This is a genomic window from Rhizobium redzepovicii (assembly GCF_019793435.1).
Taxonomy (GTDB): Bacteria; Pseudomonadota; Alphaproteobacteria; order Rhizobiales; family Rhizobiaceae; genus Rhizobium; species Rhizobium redzepovicii.
The window spans coordinates 183,215-198,837 of sequence record NZ_JAILYH010000013.1 but is presented as its reverse complement, the minus strand read 5'-3'; the positions used below and the strand labels follow the sequence as shown (position 1 = coordinate 198,837).

16 protein-coding genes are annotated in these 15,623 nt (G+C 60.1%); 8 read left to right on the top strand and 8 right to left on the bottom strand.

Annotated features, from left to right (window positions below; translation table 11 throughout):
• Nucleotides 1-37: 37 nt before the first annotated feature.
• The 4 genes from gmd (at nucleotide 38) to K6N12_RS21590 (ending at nucleotide 4,533) form a co-directional block, all read left to right on the top strand.
• The gene (gene gmd / locus K6N12_RS21605) at nucleotides 38-1,141 is read left to right on the top strand and encodes a GDP-mannose 4,6-dehydratase (RefSeq protein WP_097627796.1); all 1,104 of its coding nucleotides are present in this window, start codon (nucleotides 38-40) and stop codon (nucleotides 1,139-1,141) included.
• A complete protein-coding gene (fcl, locus tag K6N12_RS21600) occupies nucleotides 1,134-2,171 on the top strand; it encodes a GDP-L-fucose synthase (protein WP_097627797.1) in 1,038 nt (345 codons plus the stop codon). Before gmd ends, fcl begins: the two co-directional genes overlap by 8 nt.
• Before the next feature lie 434 nt (nucleotides 2,172-2,605).
• On the top strand, nucleotides 2,606-3,094 hold the full coding sequence (locus K6N12_RS21595; RefSeq protein ID WP_097627799.1) for a cupin: 489 nt from the start codon (nucleotides 2,606-2,608) through the stop codon (nucleotides 3,092-3,094).
• A gap of 140 nt (nucleotides 3,095-3,234) precedes the next feature.
• Nucleotides 3,235-4,533 (top strand): mechanosensitive ion channel family protein, encoded by a 1,299-nt coding sequence (locus K6N12_RS21590; RefSeq protein ID WP_097627800.1) that lies wholly within the window; start codon nucleotides 3,235-3,237, stop codon nucleotides 4,531-4,533.
• A gap of 39 nt (nucleotides 4,534-4,572) precedes the next feature.
• On the opposite strand, the gene K6N12_RS21585 is transcribed toward K6N12_RS21590, so the two are convergent.
• Nucleotides 4,573-4,965, bottom strand: a complete 393-nt coding sequence (locus K6N12_RS21585; RefSeq protein ID WP_097627956.1) for an SMI1/KNR4 family protein — start codon at nucleotides 4,963-4,965, stop codon at nucleotides 4,573-4,575.
• Between the two features lie 428 nt (nucleotides 4,966-5,393).
• Nucleotides 5,394-5,660 (bottom strand): DUF2277 domain-containing protein, encoded by a 267-nt coding sequence (locus tag K6N12_RS21580; RefSeq protein WP_012560057.1) that lies wholly within the window; start codon nucleotides 5,658-5,660, stop codon nucleotides 5,394-5,396.
• A 266-nt stretch (nucleotides 5,661-5,926) separates the two neighbouring features.
• Here K6N12_RS21580 and K6N12_RS21575 point away from each other — a divergent pair, with 266 nt between their 5' ends.
• The 4 genes from K6N12_RS21575 to K6N12_RS21560 all read left to right on the top strand — a co-directional run bounded on the left by K6N12_RS21575 (nucleotide 5,927) and on the right by K6N12_RS21560 (nucleotide 9,716).
• Nucleotides 5,927-7,156 (top strand): protein-L-isoaspartate(D-aspartate) O-methyltransferase, encoded by a 1,230-nt coding sequence (locus K6N12_RS21575; protein ID WP_097627802.1) that lies wholly within the window; start codon nucleotides 5,927-5,929, stop codon nucleotides 7,154-7,156.
• A 10-nt stretch (nucleotides 7,157-7,166) separates the two neighbouring features.
• On the top strand, nucleotides 7,167-7,619 hold the full coding sequence (locus K6N12_RS21570) for a DUF421 domain-containing protein (RefSeq protein WP_097627803.1): 453 nt from the start codon (nucleotides 7,167-7,169) through the stop codon (nucleotides 7,617-7,619).
• Nucleotides 7,620-7,786: 167 nt separating this feature from the next.
• Nucleotides 7,787-8,587, top strand: coding sequence for an alpha/beta fold hydrolase (locus tag K6N12_RS21565; protein WP_097627957.1), 801 nt, complete (start codon nucleotides 7,787-7,789; stop codon nucleotides 8,585-8,587).
• A gap of 1 nt (nucleotide 8,588) precedes the next feature.
• Nucleotides 8,589-9,716: a PAS domain-containing sensor histidine kinase gene (locus K6N12_RS21560; protein ID WP_097627804.1), complete on the top strand. Its 1,128-nt coding sequence runs from the start codon at nucleotides 8,589-8,591 to the stop codon at nucleotides 9,714-9,716.
• A 97-nt stretch (nucleotides 9,717-9,813) separates the two neighbouring features.
• Here the strand turns inward: K6N12_RS21560 and K6N12_RS21555 are convergent, their stop codons facing one another.
• Genes K6N12_RS21555 through K6N12_RS21530 form a run of 6 tightly spaced genes read right to left on the bottom strand, consistent with a single transcriptional unit; the run spans nucleotide 9,814 to nucleotide 15,572 of the window.
• Nucleotides 9,814-10,578, bottom strand: coding sequence for a FadR/GntR family transcriptional regulator (locus K6N12_RS21555; RefSeq protein WP_097627805.1), 765 nt, complete (start codon nucleotides 10,576-10,578; stop codon nucleotides 9,814-9,816).
• A 21-nt stretch (nucleotides 10,579-10,599) separates the two neighbouring features.
• On the bottom strand, nucleotides 10,600-11,661 hold the full coding sequence (locus K6N12_RS21550; RefSeq protein WP_222148968.1) for a four-carbon acid sugar kinase family protein: 1,062 nt from the start codon (nucleotides 11,659-11,661) through the stop codon (nucleotides 10,600-10,602).
• On the bottom strand, nucleotides 11,658-12,650 hold the full coding sequence (locus tag K6N12_RS21545) for an ABC transporter ATP-binding protein (RefSeq protein WP_097627807.1): 993 nt from the start codon (nucleotides 12,648-12,650) through the stop codon (nucleotides 11,658-11,660). Before K6N12_RS21545 ends, K6N12_RS21550 begins: the two co-directional genes overlap by 4 nt.
• Nucleotides 12,650-13,657: an ABC transporter ATP-binding protein gene (locus K6N12_RS21540; protein WP_097627808.1), complete on the bottom strand. Its 1,008-nt coding sequence runs from the start codon at nucleotides 13,655-13,657 to the stop codon at nucleotides 12,650-12,652. Before K6N12_RS21540 ends, K6N12_RS21545 begins: the two co-directional genes overlap by 1 nt.
• The gene (locus tag K6N12_RS21535) at nucleotides 13,654-14,613 is read right to left on the bottom strand and encodes an ABC transporter permease (protein ID WP_054184967.1); all 960 of its coding nucleotides are present in this window, start codon (nucleotides 14,611-14,613) and stop codon (nucleotides 13,654-13,656) included. The genes K6N12_RS21540 and K6N12_RS21535 overlap by 4 nt, the downstream gene beginning before the upstream one ends.
• Nucleotides 14,614-14,615: 2 nt before the next feature.
• Nucleotides 14,616-15,572, bottom strand: coding sequence for an ABC transporter permease (locus tag K6N12_RS21530; RefSeq protein WP_097627809.1), 957 nt, complete (start codon nucleotides 15,570-15,572; stop codon nucleotides 14,616-14,618).
• Between the last annotated feature and the right edge of the window lie 51 nt (nucleotides 15,573-15,623).

Genomic DNA, 15,623 nt, shown 5'->3' with positions numbered 1-15,623 from the left:
CAATTTGCTTCTGGATTGGTATCGAGTTGGAGGAACCATGGATACGGGAATGAGAGAGAACCGAAAAGTTGCGCTGATTACCGGCATAACCGGTCAGGACGGCGCGTATCTGGCCGAAATGCTGTTGGAGAAAGGCTATATCGTTCACGGCCTGAAGCGCCGCTCATCATCCTTCAACACCAGTCGCATCGAGCATCTCTACGAGGATCCCCACATCGAGAATCCTCGCTTTATCCTGCATTTCGGGGACATGACCGATTCAACGAATCTCATCCGTGTCGTTCAGGAAACGCAGCCGGACGAGATCTACAATCTCGCCGCACAGAGCCACGTTCAAGTCTCTTTCGAGACGCCGGAATACACAGCGAACGCGGATGGAACCGGCACCCTTCGGTTACTTGAAGCAATTCGCCTCCTGGGGCTGACCAAGAAGACCCGCTTCTATCAAGCGTCCACCTCCGAGCTCTACGGCAAAGTCCAGGAAGTCCCGCAGAGCGAAACGACGCCTTTCTACCCTCGATCACCCTACGCGGCCGCCAAGCTCTACGCCTATTGGATTGTGGTCAATTATCGCGAGGCATATGGCATGCACGCCTCGAACGGCATCTTGTTCAATCATGAAAGCCCGATCCGCGGCGAAACATTCGTGACCCGCAAGATCACCCGGGCGGCGGCGGCGATCCATCTTGGCCTGCAGGACAGGCTCTATCTCGGCAATCTCGATGCCAAGCGCGACTGGGGACATGCACGAGAATATGTCCGCGGCATGTGGCTGATGCTGCAACAGGACCAACCGGAGGACTATGTCCTTGCAACCGGCGAAACGCACTCGGTTCGTTCCTTTGTCGACAAGGCTTTTGCCAAGGTGGGCATGCAAATTGATTGGCGTGGGAACGGCGTTGAGGAAAAGGGATACGACAAGACATCCGGTCGGTGTGTGGTGGAGATCGATCCCGCTTATTTCCGTCCGACTGAAGTTGATCTTCTGATCGGCGACCCGACGAAGGCGCACACGAAGCTTGGCTGGAAACATGAGACCAGTCTTGATCAGCTGGTTGCGGAGATGGTTCGCGAGGACCTCAAAGTCATGGCACGAAATGTTCCGTCGGCAGGTGTAACCAAGGGTTTTGCCTATGCCTGAGGTGATCTACAGCCTTGCTGGAAAAAGGGTCTATGTCGCGGGCCACCGCGGCATGGTGGGCTCTGCGATCGTGCGGCGTCTTGCTTCGGAGGGCTGCGAGATTTTGACGGCGACCCGTGCCGAGGTCGACCTCAGACGGCAGGAGGAGGTGGAAGCTTGGATGAGCAAGAATCGTCCCCACGCTGTCTTCCTCGCTGCTGCGAGGGTCGGCGGCATTCTCGCAAACGCGACCTATCCGGCCGACTTCCTTTATGACAACCTCGTTCTCCAAGCCAATGTCATCCACGCGGCCCATCGAGTCGACGTCGAAAAACTGATGTTTCTAGGTTCGTCCTGCATCTATCCGAAACTCGCCGACCAACCGATCGTCGAGGAGGCACTTCTCACTGGATCGCTTGAGCCTACGAACGAATGGTATGCGATTGCCAAAATCGCCGGATTAAAGCTTTGCCAAGCCTATCGCAAACAGCATGGCAGAGATTTCATCTCGGCCATGCCCACCAATCTTTACGGCCCAGAGGACAATTTTGACCTCGGATCCAGCCATGTGATGCCGGCGCTAATACGCAAGGCGCATGATGCCAAGATCAACGGGCAGCAAGAGATATGCATCTGGGGTACTGGCACACCGCTGCGCGAATTCCTGCATGTTGACGATTGCGCCAACGCCTGCGTCCATCTCATGAAGACCTATTCCGCCGAAAGTCATGTGAACGTCGGTTCCGGCGAAGACATTGCCATCCTCGAATTGGCGCATCTCGTCTCCAAGGTCGTTGGCTTCAAAGGCAAGATCAGGCGCGACCTCACCAAGCCAGACGGCACGCCACGAAAACTCTTGAATGTCGATAAGCTTCGCACACTCGGCTGGTCACCCAAGATAGGTCTGAAGGAGGGCATCGAAGACGCCTATCGCTCCTTCCTGGATGGTCATTATCTCGAACGCGGCAGCAGCGAAGTTATGGCCGGGGGCGTGATGGGTGGAAGCGACATCGGTTTGGAGAGAGCCGAGACTTCGGCGCTGCACGTTTAGACGCTTGCTACGGTCGCTCACCCTCGCGCATAGCGAATTAGCGCGGGGAATAAAAAGCTTTGTCCGGGGGGACGCATATGCTGGGATGGAGCAGATAATGCAACCAGTAGAAATCAGGATTGCAGCGCTCATTTTCCTCATAGTCGTGTGGGCGGTGATTATCGGTACGGCAATGGATTTTTTCGCGGTCGACATACCGATGTCGCTTGTCGCTCTATTGCATAGATAGTCCGCGTCGGATGTCTCGGCGAGATTACCTTTCACTGAGAGGTAGCCATCCTTCCCGAAGCTACAGCCTATCAAGGAACCCTTGGCGAACATCCCGGTTTAGCTTTTTGAGGCGGCAGCACAGATGCGTTCAATGAGAATGCGTCGAAACCTGCAAGAACAGCTGAACGCTCCGTGGCAATCAATGGCAATCTTAGGTATTCAACATGCACGCCGAGACGATAATTTTCGAGCCGAGCGACTGGGTTCCGAACAATCCGCGTCTTCCGGTGTTGATTTATCGAGGCCTTTTTGGCTACGGTGGACCAGCTGATTTCGAAAATCGCTTCGTAGCCAATGGTTGGACAGGCATCTGGACAAACGGCGTCTTCAATTATCAGCATTACCATTCCGGCGCCCATGAGGTGCTTGGGATTGCAATTGGTGGCGCTACCCTGCTGATCGGCGGTCCCGGCGGTCAGGCACTCAAGGTCGCTGCGGGAGACTGTTTGGTGCTTCCAGCCGGGACGGGGCACCAAAATCTCGGTTGCACAGCGGACTTCCAGGTCGTCGGCGCCTATCCCAAGGGACAGCATGCCGACATCCAGACTTCGGCTGCTTCAAGCGAAATGCTGGCGAAAATCTCGTCCGTTCCCCTACCCCACAGCGATCCCGTTCAAGGCCCGTCGGGATTTCTAACCGAGACATGGCGGTAGTCATTCGCGGAACCCGACCGATGTCGCGGTCGTAGACCCGATCAATGGCCTCGCCGGGGAGCACCGGCCATCCTTGGGTGAATTGAACAAAACTCGTGTCGACGCCTTATCTGCCTTGAAGCTTGCTAAAGGCCAGGACCATGGACGTCAGGCAGACAATCGACGCGGTCGAACAGTGGCTCAGAACGTTCGTGTTGAGCGAATGGACGTTTTACCAATTCGGGATCATCGCCGTCGGTTACCTCGCTGCGTCTTTTCTGGCATCGCGCACCGAGCCTGCATTGGAATCGAAAGCGAGGCGCATCAAAGGTAATCCGGACCTGTTGCGCGTCATAATCGCTTTCATGCGCCGCTTGAAGTGGCTCTTTCTGGCCGTATGGCTATGGCTTGCAAACGTCGCTCTCACACAAACGACCTGGCCGTCGCGACGGTGGCTGGTCTCGACCGCCCTGACGCTGACGGCGGCGTGGTTCATCATCTCCGTCCTGACCAAGATCATCCGCAATCCCACATTGTCGCGTATCGTCGCAATCTTCAGCTGGAGCTACGTCGCGTTGTACGCACTTCGGCTTGACGATCCCGTGCTCTCCGCGCTCGATGGGCTGGCTGTCAATCTGGGCGCGGTGCGCCTTTCACTGCTTCTTGTGCTCAAAGCCGTCGTCCTGGCCGTCACGCTCATCTGGGTCGCGGTTCTCGTCGGCAATGTCCTTTCCCATTGGGTGCAGAGGTCGGGCGACCTTTCGCCATCGATCAAGGTTCTAATCAGCAAATTCATAAAAATCGGCTTGATCATAATCGCCGGCGCAATCGCCTTATCAGCCACCGGCATCGACCTCACCGCATTGACCGTTTTTTCCGGTGCCCTTGGCGTAGGCATAGGCTTCGGCCTTCAGAAGGTCGTATCGAACTTCATCTCCGGCATCATCATCCTCCTCGACAAATCCATCAAGCCGGGCGACACGATCACGCTCGGCGATACCTTCGGTTCGATCCGCGATCTGCGTTCGCGGTTCGTCTCGGTCATCACGCGTGACGGTAAAGAATACCTCATCCCCAACGAGGACTTTATCTCCCAACAGGTGGTCAACTGGTCGTTCTCCAGCGACTACGTCAGGATCGACGTCGACTTCGGCACGGCTTATGACAGCGACCCGCATGAGGTCGTCAGCATCGCAATCGCAACCGCCTCGACGCTGGACCGCGTCGCCAATCAATACAAGCCGCCGGTATGCTGGCTCATCTGCTTTGGTGCTTCGTCGCTGGACTTCCGGCTCCGCTTCTGGATCTCCGATCCCGCAAATGGCCTGACGAATGTCAGGGGTCAGGTGCTGATGGCGCTTTGGGACGCGTTCAAGCAAGCCGGCATCTCCATCCCGTTCCCGCATCGGGAGATCATCATGAAGACGCCTGTCGAGATCAAGCAATCGCGCGAGGACTAAGCAGATCAGGCTCTCGTTCAAACACAAAACGGGCGGCCGTTACCAACCCTCTCCATTTTCGATCGCCATGATGAACTCCTCGAAGCCGCCCCCGAGCACTCTCACCTCATCCTCCCATGGGCCGGCGAACACAAACGGGATCGAGATGTAGTTTCCATCTATGATGCCATAGGCAGCTGGCCCGCCGTTCGAACCGATCAGAAAGCGACGCTCCTGGAGCTCAAACATGTCGTACCCGGCAGCCAATGCAAGCTCCTGGATGCTCCAAACAACCAGGTAGCCCCGACCTATCTCGTCATTGAACCCATTTGAGACACGCAGGAATGCCTTATAGTCGTCAGGCAATATGATCCCGAGTTCGGTTTCGCATTCTTCTATTTCAGCCAAGCTGGCTCCGGGCGGTTGAAATCCATGCCGCAATTTTTCGAACAAGGAGCCTACTCCATCGAACCCGCACATCCATCGCTATCAGGTAAGCGATCCAAGGCGCTTGGCAACCCGCCTCGACTATCGCACTGGGATAGCGTGAAGTGATGGGCAAGTCGCCGAAGCGTCTTGACGGCACGCTGACGTCGGCCACATGTCGCCGGATTCTGTCGGCACTTTCCGGGTGCCAGCGAGATCTTAGGAACGGCGCCGATGCGAAATCCTATTTTACCGGCCATTGTGGCCTTGTTGTCGGCCGGCACCGTTGCGGGTGCCATTCTGCTTCGCCGGACTGGTTTCGATCGATGCCTGAAAACCGTTTCGACGGACATCTATCGCCAGGGCGGTACGGCGACCTTGGATCCGAAAGACGTCGAAGCGCAAGCAGCGCGCATCTGCTCGGATCATGGGGCAAGGTAAGCCGAAGAGTTGTCTTACGCGAAGCGGATCGCCGTTCTCGCCCGCGCCTTTGCGGCAACTTCCTCTCGATCACGAGGAGGTTGGGAGGTCTCAAGCGAACTCAGCAGCTCGTGAGCGCACTTGGCGATCGACATGACCGCCTGCTCGAACGCCGCCTCATTGCGTTTCGACGGCTTGGTGGTTCCGCTCAACTTTCGCACGAACTGAAGCGCGGCGTCATGGATCTCATCGTCCGTCGCTGGCGGATCGAAATTGAACAGTGGTTTGATATTTCGGCACATGAGCTGCTCCCGTTCTTCTCCTCTCTTCCACCGAGAGGAGGGATGACCGCACATAAAGTAGTCGCGGGAGCGTGATTTACCAACGTACCGTGTAGCCGCGACTACTGATTTGATGCCTCCAGGTTCGCATATGCCTGTCGAACTTTGCTCTTCACACTAAGTTCCCCAAATGGACCGAGCAACGCATCGCAATCACGGGCTCTCCCGTTGTTTCCATCCTGCCCGGCCCGGAAGCCAAGGTGCTAACGGCGACGGTAGACTGATCCATGGATATGACGCGCATCCGAGATCACATGGTGGAGCACCAACTGACGCGACGTGGCATTGATGATCGAAGCGTCATCGAGGCGATGCGCACGGTGCCCCGCGAAAAATTTGTCGCTCCAGGCTTCGAGGATTTTGCCTATGAGGATGCGCCGCTGTCGATCGGCGACGGCCAGACGATTTCGCAGCCGTTCATTGTGGCTCTGATGCTCGAAAAGGCCGGTCTGAAAGCCGGCGACAAGGCGCTCGAGGTCGGCACGGGCTCGGGTTACGCTTCAGCCCTGATGAGCCGGATCGTAAGGCAGGTCTATTCCATCGAGCGCCATGAAAGGCTGGCGCTTCAGGCCAGGGACCGGTTCGAGACGCTCGGATACCACAATATTGAGGTCCGCGTGGGTGACGGCAGCAAGGGCTGGCCGGACGCCGCCCCATTCGACGCCATTGTCGTTTCTGCGGCAGCACCCGAGGTGCCGTCCGCCTTGAAGGAACAGTTGAACCTCGGAGGGCGGCTCATCATCCCGGTCGGCCGCGGTCAAGAGCAGCGCCTGAAACGCGTCACGCGCACCGGGCCCGCGGCGTTCGAGGAAGACGATCTCGGCGGGGTGGTCTTCGTTCCCCTGATCGGTGAAGACGCCTGGACTGCGGCACATCCGATGTACACGGCGACGGTGCCATCGCCGGGAACTTTTGCGGCCGGCCCAGGTTCTCAGCCAAGAGTACAGGGAGCGGGCATGGAAACAACATACAGGTTGCCGGCGCTGCCTGAAGGCGTGCTCGATCATACCGAATTCCAGCAACGGTTCTGGGCCCTTCAACGTCTTTCCTGGATCATGTTCACGCTTCTTCTGGCGATCTGCTTGCTCGGTTTACTTGGAAGAGGCGGCCCGTTTTCGCGGCAAACATTGATGTTATCAGATGGGTCCGTGGACTTTCCCGTCATCTCCCGGTGGAATGCTCCCGAGGATATGACGGTGAATTTCCTAGCCTCATCCGAAGACAGGGTCTTCACGATCGATGCCGCCTTTCTTCGAACCTTCTCGGTTCAGGGCATCGACCCGCCCCAGAAGGCGACCTTCGCGCGTGATGGCCGGATAGGTTACGTGTTCGCCGCCGACCCGGCAGAGCCGACACAGATCGTGTTCCGTCTGCAAACACAACAACCCGGCGCTCGCCGCGCCACCATCGGCCTGGGCGAAGAGGTCCGGACCCAATCCACTTTCATCTTTCCTTGAGGGCGGCACGGTGGATGCAGTATTCCGCGGACTGGCAATTTATTTCACGCTGCTCGTGATCATCCGCTTGTCGGGACGGCGGACATTGGCCCAGATGACGCCGTTCGACCTGGTCATCGTTCTCGTTATCTCCGAAACCACGCAGCAGGCAATGCTGGGCGACGACTTCTCCATCACCAACGCCGTTATCTTGATCCTGACGCTGTTTACCACAGACATCGGCCTCTCCTACGTGAAGAGGTGGTGGCCGCGCGCAGCTCATATCATCGATGGGGTTCCGACCGTTCTGGTAACGGATGGCGTCTACGACGAACGCGCGCTCAAAGGAGCCCGCCTGCAGAAGGAAGATGTCATGCAAGCGGCTCGAAGCCAGGAGGGCATCGAAAGCGTGGCGGAGATAAAATTTGCCATCCTCGAGGTGAGCGGCAACATCAGCATCATCAAGAAACAGAAATCCGGCTGACAAGAAGAGGAAATCTCGGCCTATCCTAGATGTCCCCCACTATCAGTACCTTGATTGTCATTCACCTCGCTTGATCCATCCAAATCGTTCCGAACAACTTGAGCGAAGCTTGCTCTGCGGCGTTATATCAAGCTATCTTTTTGGGGCCGTTGGTTTATGTTATGTTCATGGACATCATCGACAGAAACAACGTAATCGTCAGCGGCACGGGCGACGAAGCAATGGTCTTCGCGCACGGGTTTGGCTGCGACAGCAACATGTGGCGGCTCGTGGCTCCGGCCTTCGAGGACAAATACCGCGTCGTCCTGTTCGACAATGTCGGTGCCGGCAAGTCCGACCTGAAGGCCTATTCCTTCGAGAAGTACGCCACCCTCGATGGCTATGCGGACGACGCGGTGGAGATCATTGATGCCCTATCGCTGAAGAAGGTTGTCTTTGTCGGCCATTCGGTCAGTGCGATGGTCGGACTGATTGCGGCCAGGAAGCGTCCTGATCTCTTCAAGTCGCTGGTCATGGTCGGCCCTTCCCCGTGCTATATCGACAGCGACGGCTATGTCGGCGGCTTCTCACAGGGTCAGATCGAGGAGCTGATGGAGTTCCTGGATTCCAACCACTTGGGATGGTCCGGCGCGATGGCGCCGGCCATCATGGGCAATCCGGACAGGCCAGCGCTCGCCGAGGAACTGACGGAGAGCTTCTGCAGGACGGATCCAGAGATCGCGCGCCATTTCGCCCGGACGACCTTTCTGTCAGACTGCAGGGATCTCTTGCAGGGCTTCGACATCCCGACACTGATCCTTCAATGTTCGAGCGACGTGATTGCCCCTGTCGAGGTCGGCGAGTACGTGCACAGGCATCTTGCAAACAGCAGCCTGGTAATCATGAAGGCGACCGGACACTGCCCCAATCTGAGCGCACCCAAGGAGACTATCTCCGCCATCGAAAACTTCCTCGGCAAGGCCGCATAAGATGGATCAAGCCGCGCCGAAAAACCTTCAGGACGACTTCGAGAACCTCTTCGAAAATACAATGGCGGGCAATCTCGTCGTCTCGCCTGGCGGCGTCGTCCTTCGAGCGAACAGTCGGCTTGCCAGCTGGCTCGGCCGCTCGGCGCAGGATTTGGCAGGCAAACGCCTGTCCGACCTGCTGAGCGTCGGCGGCAGCATCTATCTCGAGACCCATCTCGCGCCCATGCTCAGGATGCAGGGCGAGTTCGAAGAAATCATGCTTGAGATGCGACACTCCGACGGGGGCAAGATTCCGGTTCTGATGAATGGCTTCGAGCAACGCGATGCTGCAGGGCAACCCCTGTTCCTCAGGCTGACCATCATACGGGCATCGAACCGGCTGACCTACGAGCAGAACCTGCGAAAGGCGGGCAAACAGGCACGCGAAGCCCTTGCAACGGTCGAGGGGACGCTTCTCGACGAACGGGAGACGGCGGCGCTTCGCGAGCAGTTCATCGCCGTCCTCGGTCACGACCTCAGAAACCCGCTCGCCGCGATCGACGGCGGCATGCGCGCGATCGCCAGATCACCCCTCAATGAACAGCAGGAAAGGATCGTGTCGCTCGTGGCGGCGACGGTCAAAAGGATGAGCGGTCTCATTGACGACATCATGGATTTTGCCCGCGGGCGACTTGGCGGCGGGATTCCGGTAAGGCTGAGCGAGACCGATTTGTCTGCTGTCCTGCATCAGGTCGTCAACGAGATTTCCGGAGCCCGTCCCGGCAGAAGGATCGAAGCGGACGTCGAACTCTCACTGCCGATCATGTGCGACGGTCCGAAACTCGCACAGCTCACGTCGAACCTCCTTGCCAACGCCGTCGCACACGGATCCCCGGACGGCCCGATAACAATCACCGCCCGTTCGACGGCGGCGGGGTTCGAGCTCTCGGTCGCTAACACCGGAGAACCGATACAGGCCGATGCCGTTGAGCGGTTATTCCTGCCATTCACCAGGGTCGCGGATGGCGGCAAGCAAGGGCTCGGGCTTGGCCTCTATATCGCCAGCGAAATTGCCAAGGCGCATGGCGGTCGGCTGCGGGTGGTATCCGACGACACGCGGACGGTGTTCACCCTTGAAGTCCCTACGTGAGCTTCAAGGCAGGAGCGGAAAGCATCGTCGCGAAGTGACTGTCATCGGTATCATACTCCGATCCGACCACGATAAGCGCTTCGCTCTCCGGGCGCGTTCAGAAGGACAGGTCGAGCGCCCTGCCTTCGAACAGACGGTCGCGGGAGCCTTCGAGATGGGCCTTCATCAGCCTTTGCGCGTCGTCGGCCCGCCCATCGGCGATCGCCTTGTAGATGGCGTTATGCTCTTCATAGACCTGTTCCAGCCCCTGGCGGGGGCCAAGGAGGGAAAGGCCGTGGAGATGCATGCCGACGGCGATATGGGCCTTCAGCGCATCGATCGAAGCGGTGTAATAGTGATTGTTGGCTGCCTCCGTCACCGCGCGGTGGAAGATGAAATCGGCATCGGTGCGGTGGAGCTGGTGGCTGGTCGCCTCGCGCAGATCGGCAAGGGCGCTGGCGATCTTCTGGATCGCCTGCTCATTGCGGCGCTTGGCGGCGAAATAGGCGGCGGCCGGCTCGATGGTCAGGCGGAATTCGTAGCAGCGCTGAATGTCGGCGATGGTCTTGACCGGCGAATAGGCGAGCTGCGTTGTCGGCGAGCCATGGGCGCTGACGAAGGTGCCGGCGCCCTGCCGGGCATAGACCATGCCCTGATCGCGCAAGCGGGCCAGCGCATCGCGCACGATCGGCCTGGAAACACCCAGGATCGAGGCAAGTTCATGCTCACCCGGCAAGCGTGAATCCGGCGGATAGTTCCCGCCGCGGATACGCTCGAGCAGTTGGTCGAAGACGCGGTCGACCAGCTTGACGGCCTTGCCGCGTTCGGGCTTGCCCGGCGGGCCGGCTTCCGCGTTCAACGATTCGCCATTCACTTCAACCACGTCATTCTCCCCGGCGGTATCTTATGCCGCCTGATTCCGAAGAACCAGTTTTAACAAACTATCCGGCTTACCGAAGCCCCCCGACTTGACGGCGCACCGAAAAGACCGGCCGTCGGCGGCCGTGACATCGAACCAGGGAATGCCGGCCTCGATCTCGCCCTTCGGCGTAAGCACCCGCACCCCCAATGCACGGAAAACCGCCAGCGCCGTATCACCGCCGCCGACCATCAGCATATCGGGTCTGGTATCGTCGATCACCCTTTTGACGCCTGCGGCAAAGTCACCGGCGACAAGCGTCGCATCGGCCGCCATCTCGCCGCTGCAGCGCAGCAGCACCGGCAGCGCCAGGCCCTCCCCGCATTCGATCTGCCCCTTCGGCGCATCCACCACCATGCATAAGGCGCCCGAGGCTTCGAGCCGGTTCATCTGGGCTGAGGTGATCGGATCGCGCGAGCCGAAGGCAAACAGCGTGCGCGGGCTCGCCGTAAATTCCGTCGCCGGCCGCCGCCCCATTTCGCCGAGCCGGCGGGCGAACGCCGCACCGAGGCCGCGCGCACCGACGCCAAGCGTCGTCAGCCAGACATGACCCTCGACGATCTGATCGAGATCGGTATCGTCTTCGGCATCGGCAACGACAATATTGTCAGCCCCCGCGAACAGATCGGCAATCGGCAGCGGCCTGTCGACACCGCGGCCAACGACGCAGCCGCGGTAGGTCAGGCGCTCCTGATCGGGAATGGCAGGCGCCACAAGAATGTTCTTCAGGCCGAGCGCAGCTGCCAGCGTCAGGCTTTCCGCCGCGACATTGCCCTTCAGCCGGGAATCGATCTTCTTCATGACGATGCCGGGCTTCGCGCCGCCAAGCATCTCCACAGCCAGTCGGATCCTTTCGGCCGCCTCGCGCTCGTCAAGGGCGCGAGAGGCGGTGTTGATGACCACGACGTCGCAGCCGGTGGCAATCGCATCCCGGGCCGCCGCGACATCGACGGCGACCGCCACCGAAAGGCCGGCGGCGATAAAGGGCGTGCCGGTATCGAGCGCGCCCGTCAGATCGTCGGCAATGATCGCGGCCTTGAGCGTCATGCAATCTGCTCCGTATTGACGGCGTGACAGGCGACGAGATGGCCGGGCTTGGCTTCCTTCCAGACAGGGATGACCTTGCTGCAGACCTCCATCGCGATCGGGCAGCGCGTGTGGAAACGGCAGCCTGACGGCGGGTTGAGCGGGCTCGGCACGTCGCCCTGCAGAATCTGGCGCTGGCGGGTACGTTCATGCTCGGGATCGGTCTCCGGCACGGCCGATAGCAGCGCCCTGGTATAGGGGTGCAGTGGATTGTCGAAGAGCTCCTCGCGGGTCGCAAGTTCGGCAAGCCGGCCGAGATACATGACGCCGACGCGGGTGCTGATATGGCGCACCACCGCAAGGTCATGGGCGATGAACAGATAGGTCAGCCCGTACTTCTCCTGCAGATCGAGCAGCAGGTTGATAATCTGCGCCTGGATCGATACGTCGAGCGCCGAGATCGCCTCGTCGCAGACGATGAATTTCGGCTGGCAGGCCAGCGCCCGGGCAATGACGACGCGCTGGCGCTGGCCGCCGGAAAGCTCGTGCGGATAACGCTGGGCAAAGCGCGTGGGCAGGCCGACATCGGTCAGCAGCGTCGCCACCTTCTCCTTCAGCTCGGCCTTGGTGCAAAGCTTATGGAAGAGGATCGGCTCGCCGATCGCCTCGCCCACCGTCATGCGCGGATTGAGCGTCGAATAGGGATCCTGGAAGACGATCTGCAGGTCGCGGCGGAACGGCCGCATCTGCTTCTCGTCGAGCGTCGCGAGATCCTGGCCCTTGTAGACGACCCTGCCGCTGGTCGCCTTGTAAAGATTGAGGATGGTGAAGCCGGTCGTCGATTTACCGCAGCCGGATTCGCCGACGAGGCTCAGCGTCTCGCCCTCCATGATGTCGAGGTTGACATTGTCGAGCGCATAGACGGTTGCCGAGCGTTCGCCGAAGGCGCCGAGCCTGACGTGGAAATGCTTGACCAGGTTTTCAACCTTAAGCAGCGGTTGCGCAGCCATTACGCGGCCTCCTGCATTCTCTGGACGACGAAACAGGCGGCGCGATGGTTACTACTGCCGCTCAAGGGTTCGAGCCGCGGCACCTTCTCATGACAGATCGCCTCGACGAGTGGGCAGCGCGGCGCAAACGGGCAGCCCTTCGGCCGGCGGCCAGGCTCCGGCGGCGTGCCGCCGATCGAGCTCAGCCGGCTTGCCGGCGGGTCCGACAGTTTTGGGATCGAGGAGAGCAGGCCGCGCGTATAGGGATGGCTTGGCCGGGCATAGAGCTCGTCGACGGGGGCGTCCTCGACGACCGTGCCAGCGTAAAGCACGGCAACGCGATCGACGAGGCCGGCAATCAATGCCAGATCGTGGGTGATCCAGACGACCGACATGCCGAGCTTGGCGCGCAGATCCTTCACCAGATCGACGATCTGGGCTTGGATGGTGACGTCGAGCGCCGTCGTCGGCTCATCGGCGATCAGCAGTTTGGGATTGCAGGCAAGGCCGATGGCGATCATCACGCGCTGGCGCATGCCGCCTGAGAGTTCGTGCGGAAAGGCCTGCAGCCGTTCTTCTGGGCCAGGAATGCCGACGAGGCGTAGAAGCTCGACAGCGCGGGCACGGGCCTCAGCCTTTTTCATTTTGCAGTGATAGATCAGCGGCTCGCAGATCTGGTCGCCGACGCGCATGACGGGATTGAGCGAGGTCATCGGATCTTGGAAGACGAAGCCGATATCGCCGCCGCGCACCTTGCGCAACTCGCCATTCGACATCGTCTGCAGATCGCGGCCGTCGAAGGTCGCGGTTCCATTGGTGACCTTGATCTTGTTCGGCAGGAGCCGCATCAGGCTCAGCATGGTGAGGCTCTTGCCGCAGCCGGATTCGCCGACGACACCCAGCGTCTCTCCCTTGTCGACATGGAGATCGATGCCGTCGACGACGACGGCCGGACCATTGCGGCCGTCGATCTCGACGGTGAGGTTCCTGACATCGAGCAGGCGTTCTCTGTTTTGCGTGTCCATCATTTGCTGCCCCGCGGATTGAGCGCGTCGTTGAGGCCGTCGCCGAGGAAGCTGAAGGCAACCGAGGCAAGGCCGAGCACGGCCGCCGGAGCGGCGAGAAGATGCGGATAGTGCTGCCAGACGCGAAGGCCGTCCGAGATCATATTGCCCCAGCTGGGCGTCGGCGGGTTGACGCCGACACCGAGGAAGCTGAAGGCGCTTTCCAGCACCATCGCCGTGCCGAGACCGGCGCTGACCGAAACGATCAGCGGCCCGAGCGCATTCGGCACGACATAACGCTTGATGATGACCCAATTCGACAGGCCGAGCGCCTGGGCCGCGGTGATATAGGGCCGGCTGCGGATCGACAGCACCTGGGCGCGCACCAGGCGCGCGTAAGGCGGCCAGGAGATCAGCGCCATCGACCCGAAGACGAGGATGAAATCCACCCAGATCGTCTGGCGGTAGAAGGGATTGAGGGTCTCGAGGTAACGCGCCTCCATCCAACGGGTGATCGGCGATTTCAGCGAGGCGTTGATGACAACGACGAGCAGCAGGTTGGGAACCGACATCGTCACGTCAGTCAGCCACATGATGACGCGGTCGAAGGGATTGCCGAAGAAACCCGCTACGGCACCCAGCGTGAGACCGATCAGCACCGCGAAGAAGGTGACGATGACCGCGACGAGGAAAGCGGTCCGCGTGCCAAAGACCACGCGGCTGAAGACGTCGCGGCCGAGATCGTCGGTTCCGAAGAGATGGCTCATCGACGGCAGGGCGTTGCGAGCGTTGAGGTCCTGGCCGAGATAGTCATAGGGCGTCAGGTAAGGCCCGAAGATCGCCGTGAAAGCGAGGATCAACACGATGACGAGACCGAAGACGGCGAGCTTGTTGCGCTTCAGCCGATACCAGGCGTCGCGCCACAGGCTGACCGGCTGTTCCTCGACGGTTTCAGGGGTGGAAAGAGGGATTGCGGACATGGTCAGCGGCTCCTTCTTGCATCATTGGCGCGTGGATCGAGCAGCGGATAGAGCACGTCGACCAAAAGGTTCGACACCATCACCAGGAACGACCCGATCAGCGTGATCGCCAGAATGACGGGATAATCGGAATTGATCAGCGCCTGCACCGTCAGGCGCCCGAGGCCCGGCAGGCCGAAGACCAGCTCGACGAAGATCGCGCCGTTGACGATGGTGATCATGATCAGGCCGAGCTGCGTCACGACAGGCGTCAGCACCGGCCGGAGGATGTGGCGGACCGCCACGACGATCTCGGGCACGCCCTTGGCGCGGGCGGTGCGGACGAAATCCTCCGACAGCACCTCGATGACGGCGGCGCGCGTCTGGCGCACGATCAGCGCGATCGGCTGGAAGGACAGCACCAGCAGGGGCAGCAGGATGCGCACATCGAAAATGCCGCCCCAGCCATAGGGCACGCTCGCACCCGGCAGCAGCACGATGAGGCCGACCATCAGCAAGGGGCCTGCGACATAGGCCGGGATCGCCCAGAGGAAAAGCGCCGAGCCCAGAATGGCGTAATCGAGGCGCGAATTCTGGTTCAGCGCCGCGATCATGCCGAGAGGAATGGCGACCACGGTCGTCAGGATGACGGAACAGAGGGCAAGCTGGAACGAAACTGGCGCTGCGGCCGAGACCATTGCCCAGACGGAGCGGCCCGAAGTCAGCGAATTGCCGAACTGACCATGCAGCAGATTCCAGATGTAGAGGCCGAACTGCTCGATGAAGGGCCGGTTGAGGCCCGCACTTTCGCGGATGGCTTCGATGCGCTGCGGATTGTAGGCGACGTCGCCCGGCGCGCGGAGGAAGATCAGCTTGATCGGGTCGCCGGCGCCGTAGAAGGCCAACGCGTAGACGGCCAGCATCACCACCAGAACGGATGGAATCCAGATGGCAAAACGGGTTAGCACGTAGCGCAGCAAGGCCACCTCCCACCTGTTGTTCAATGCGTTCCCGTCTTTGGCCGACGCCCG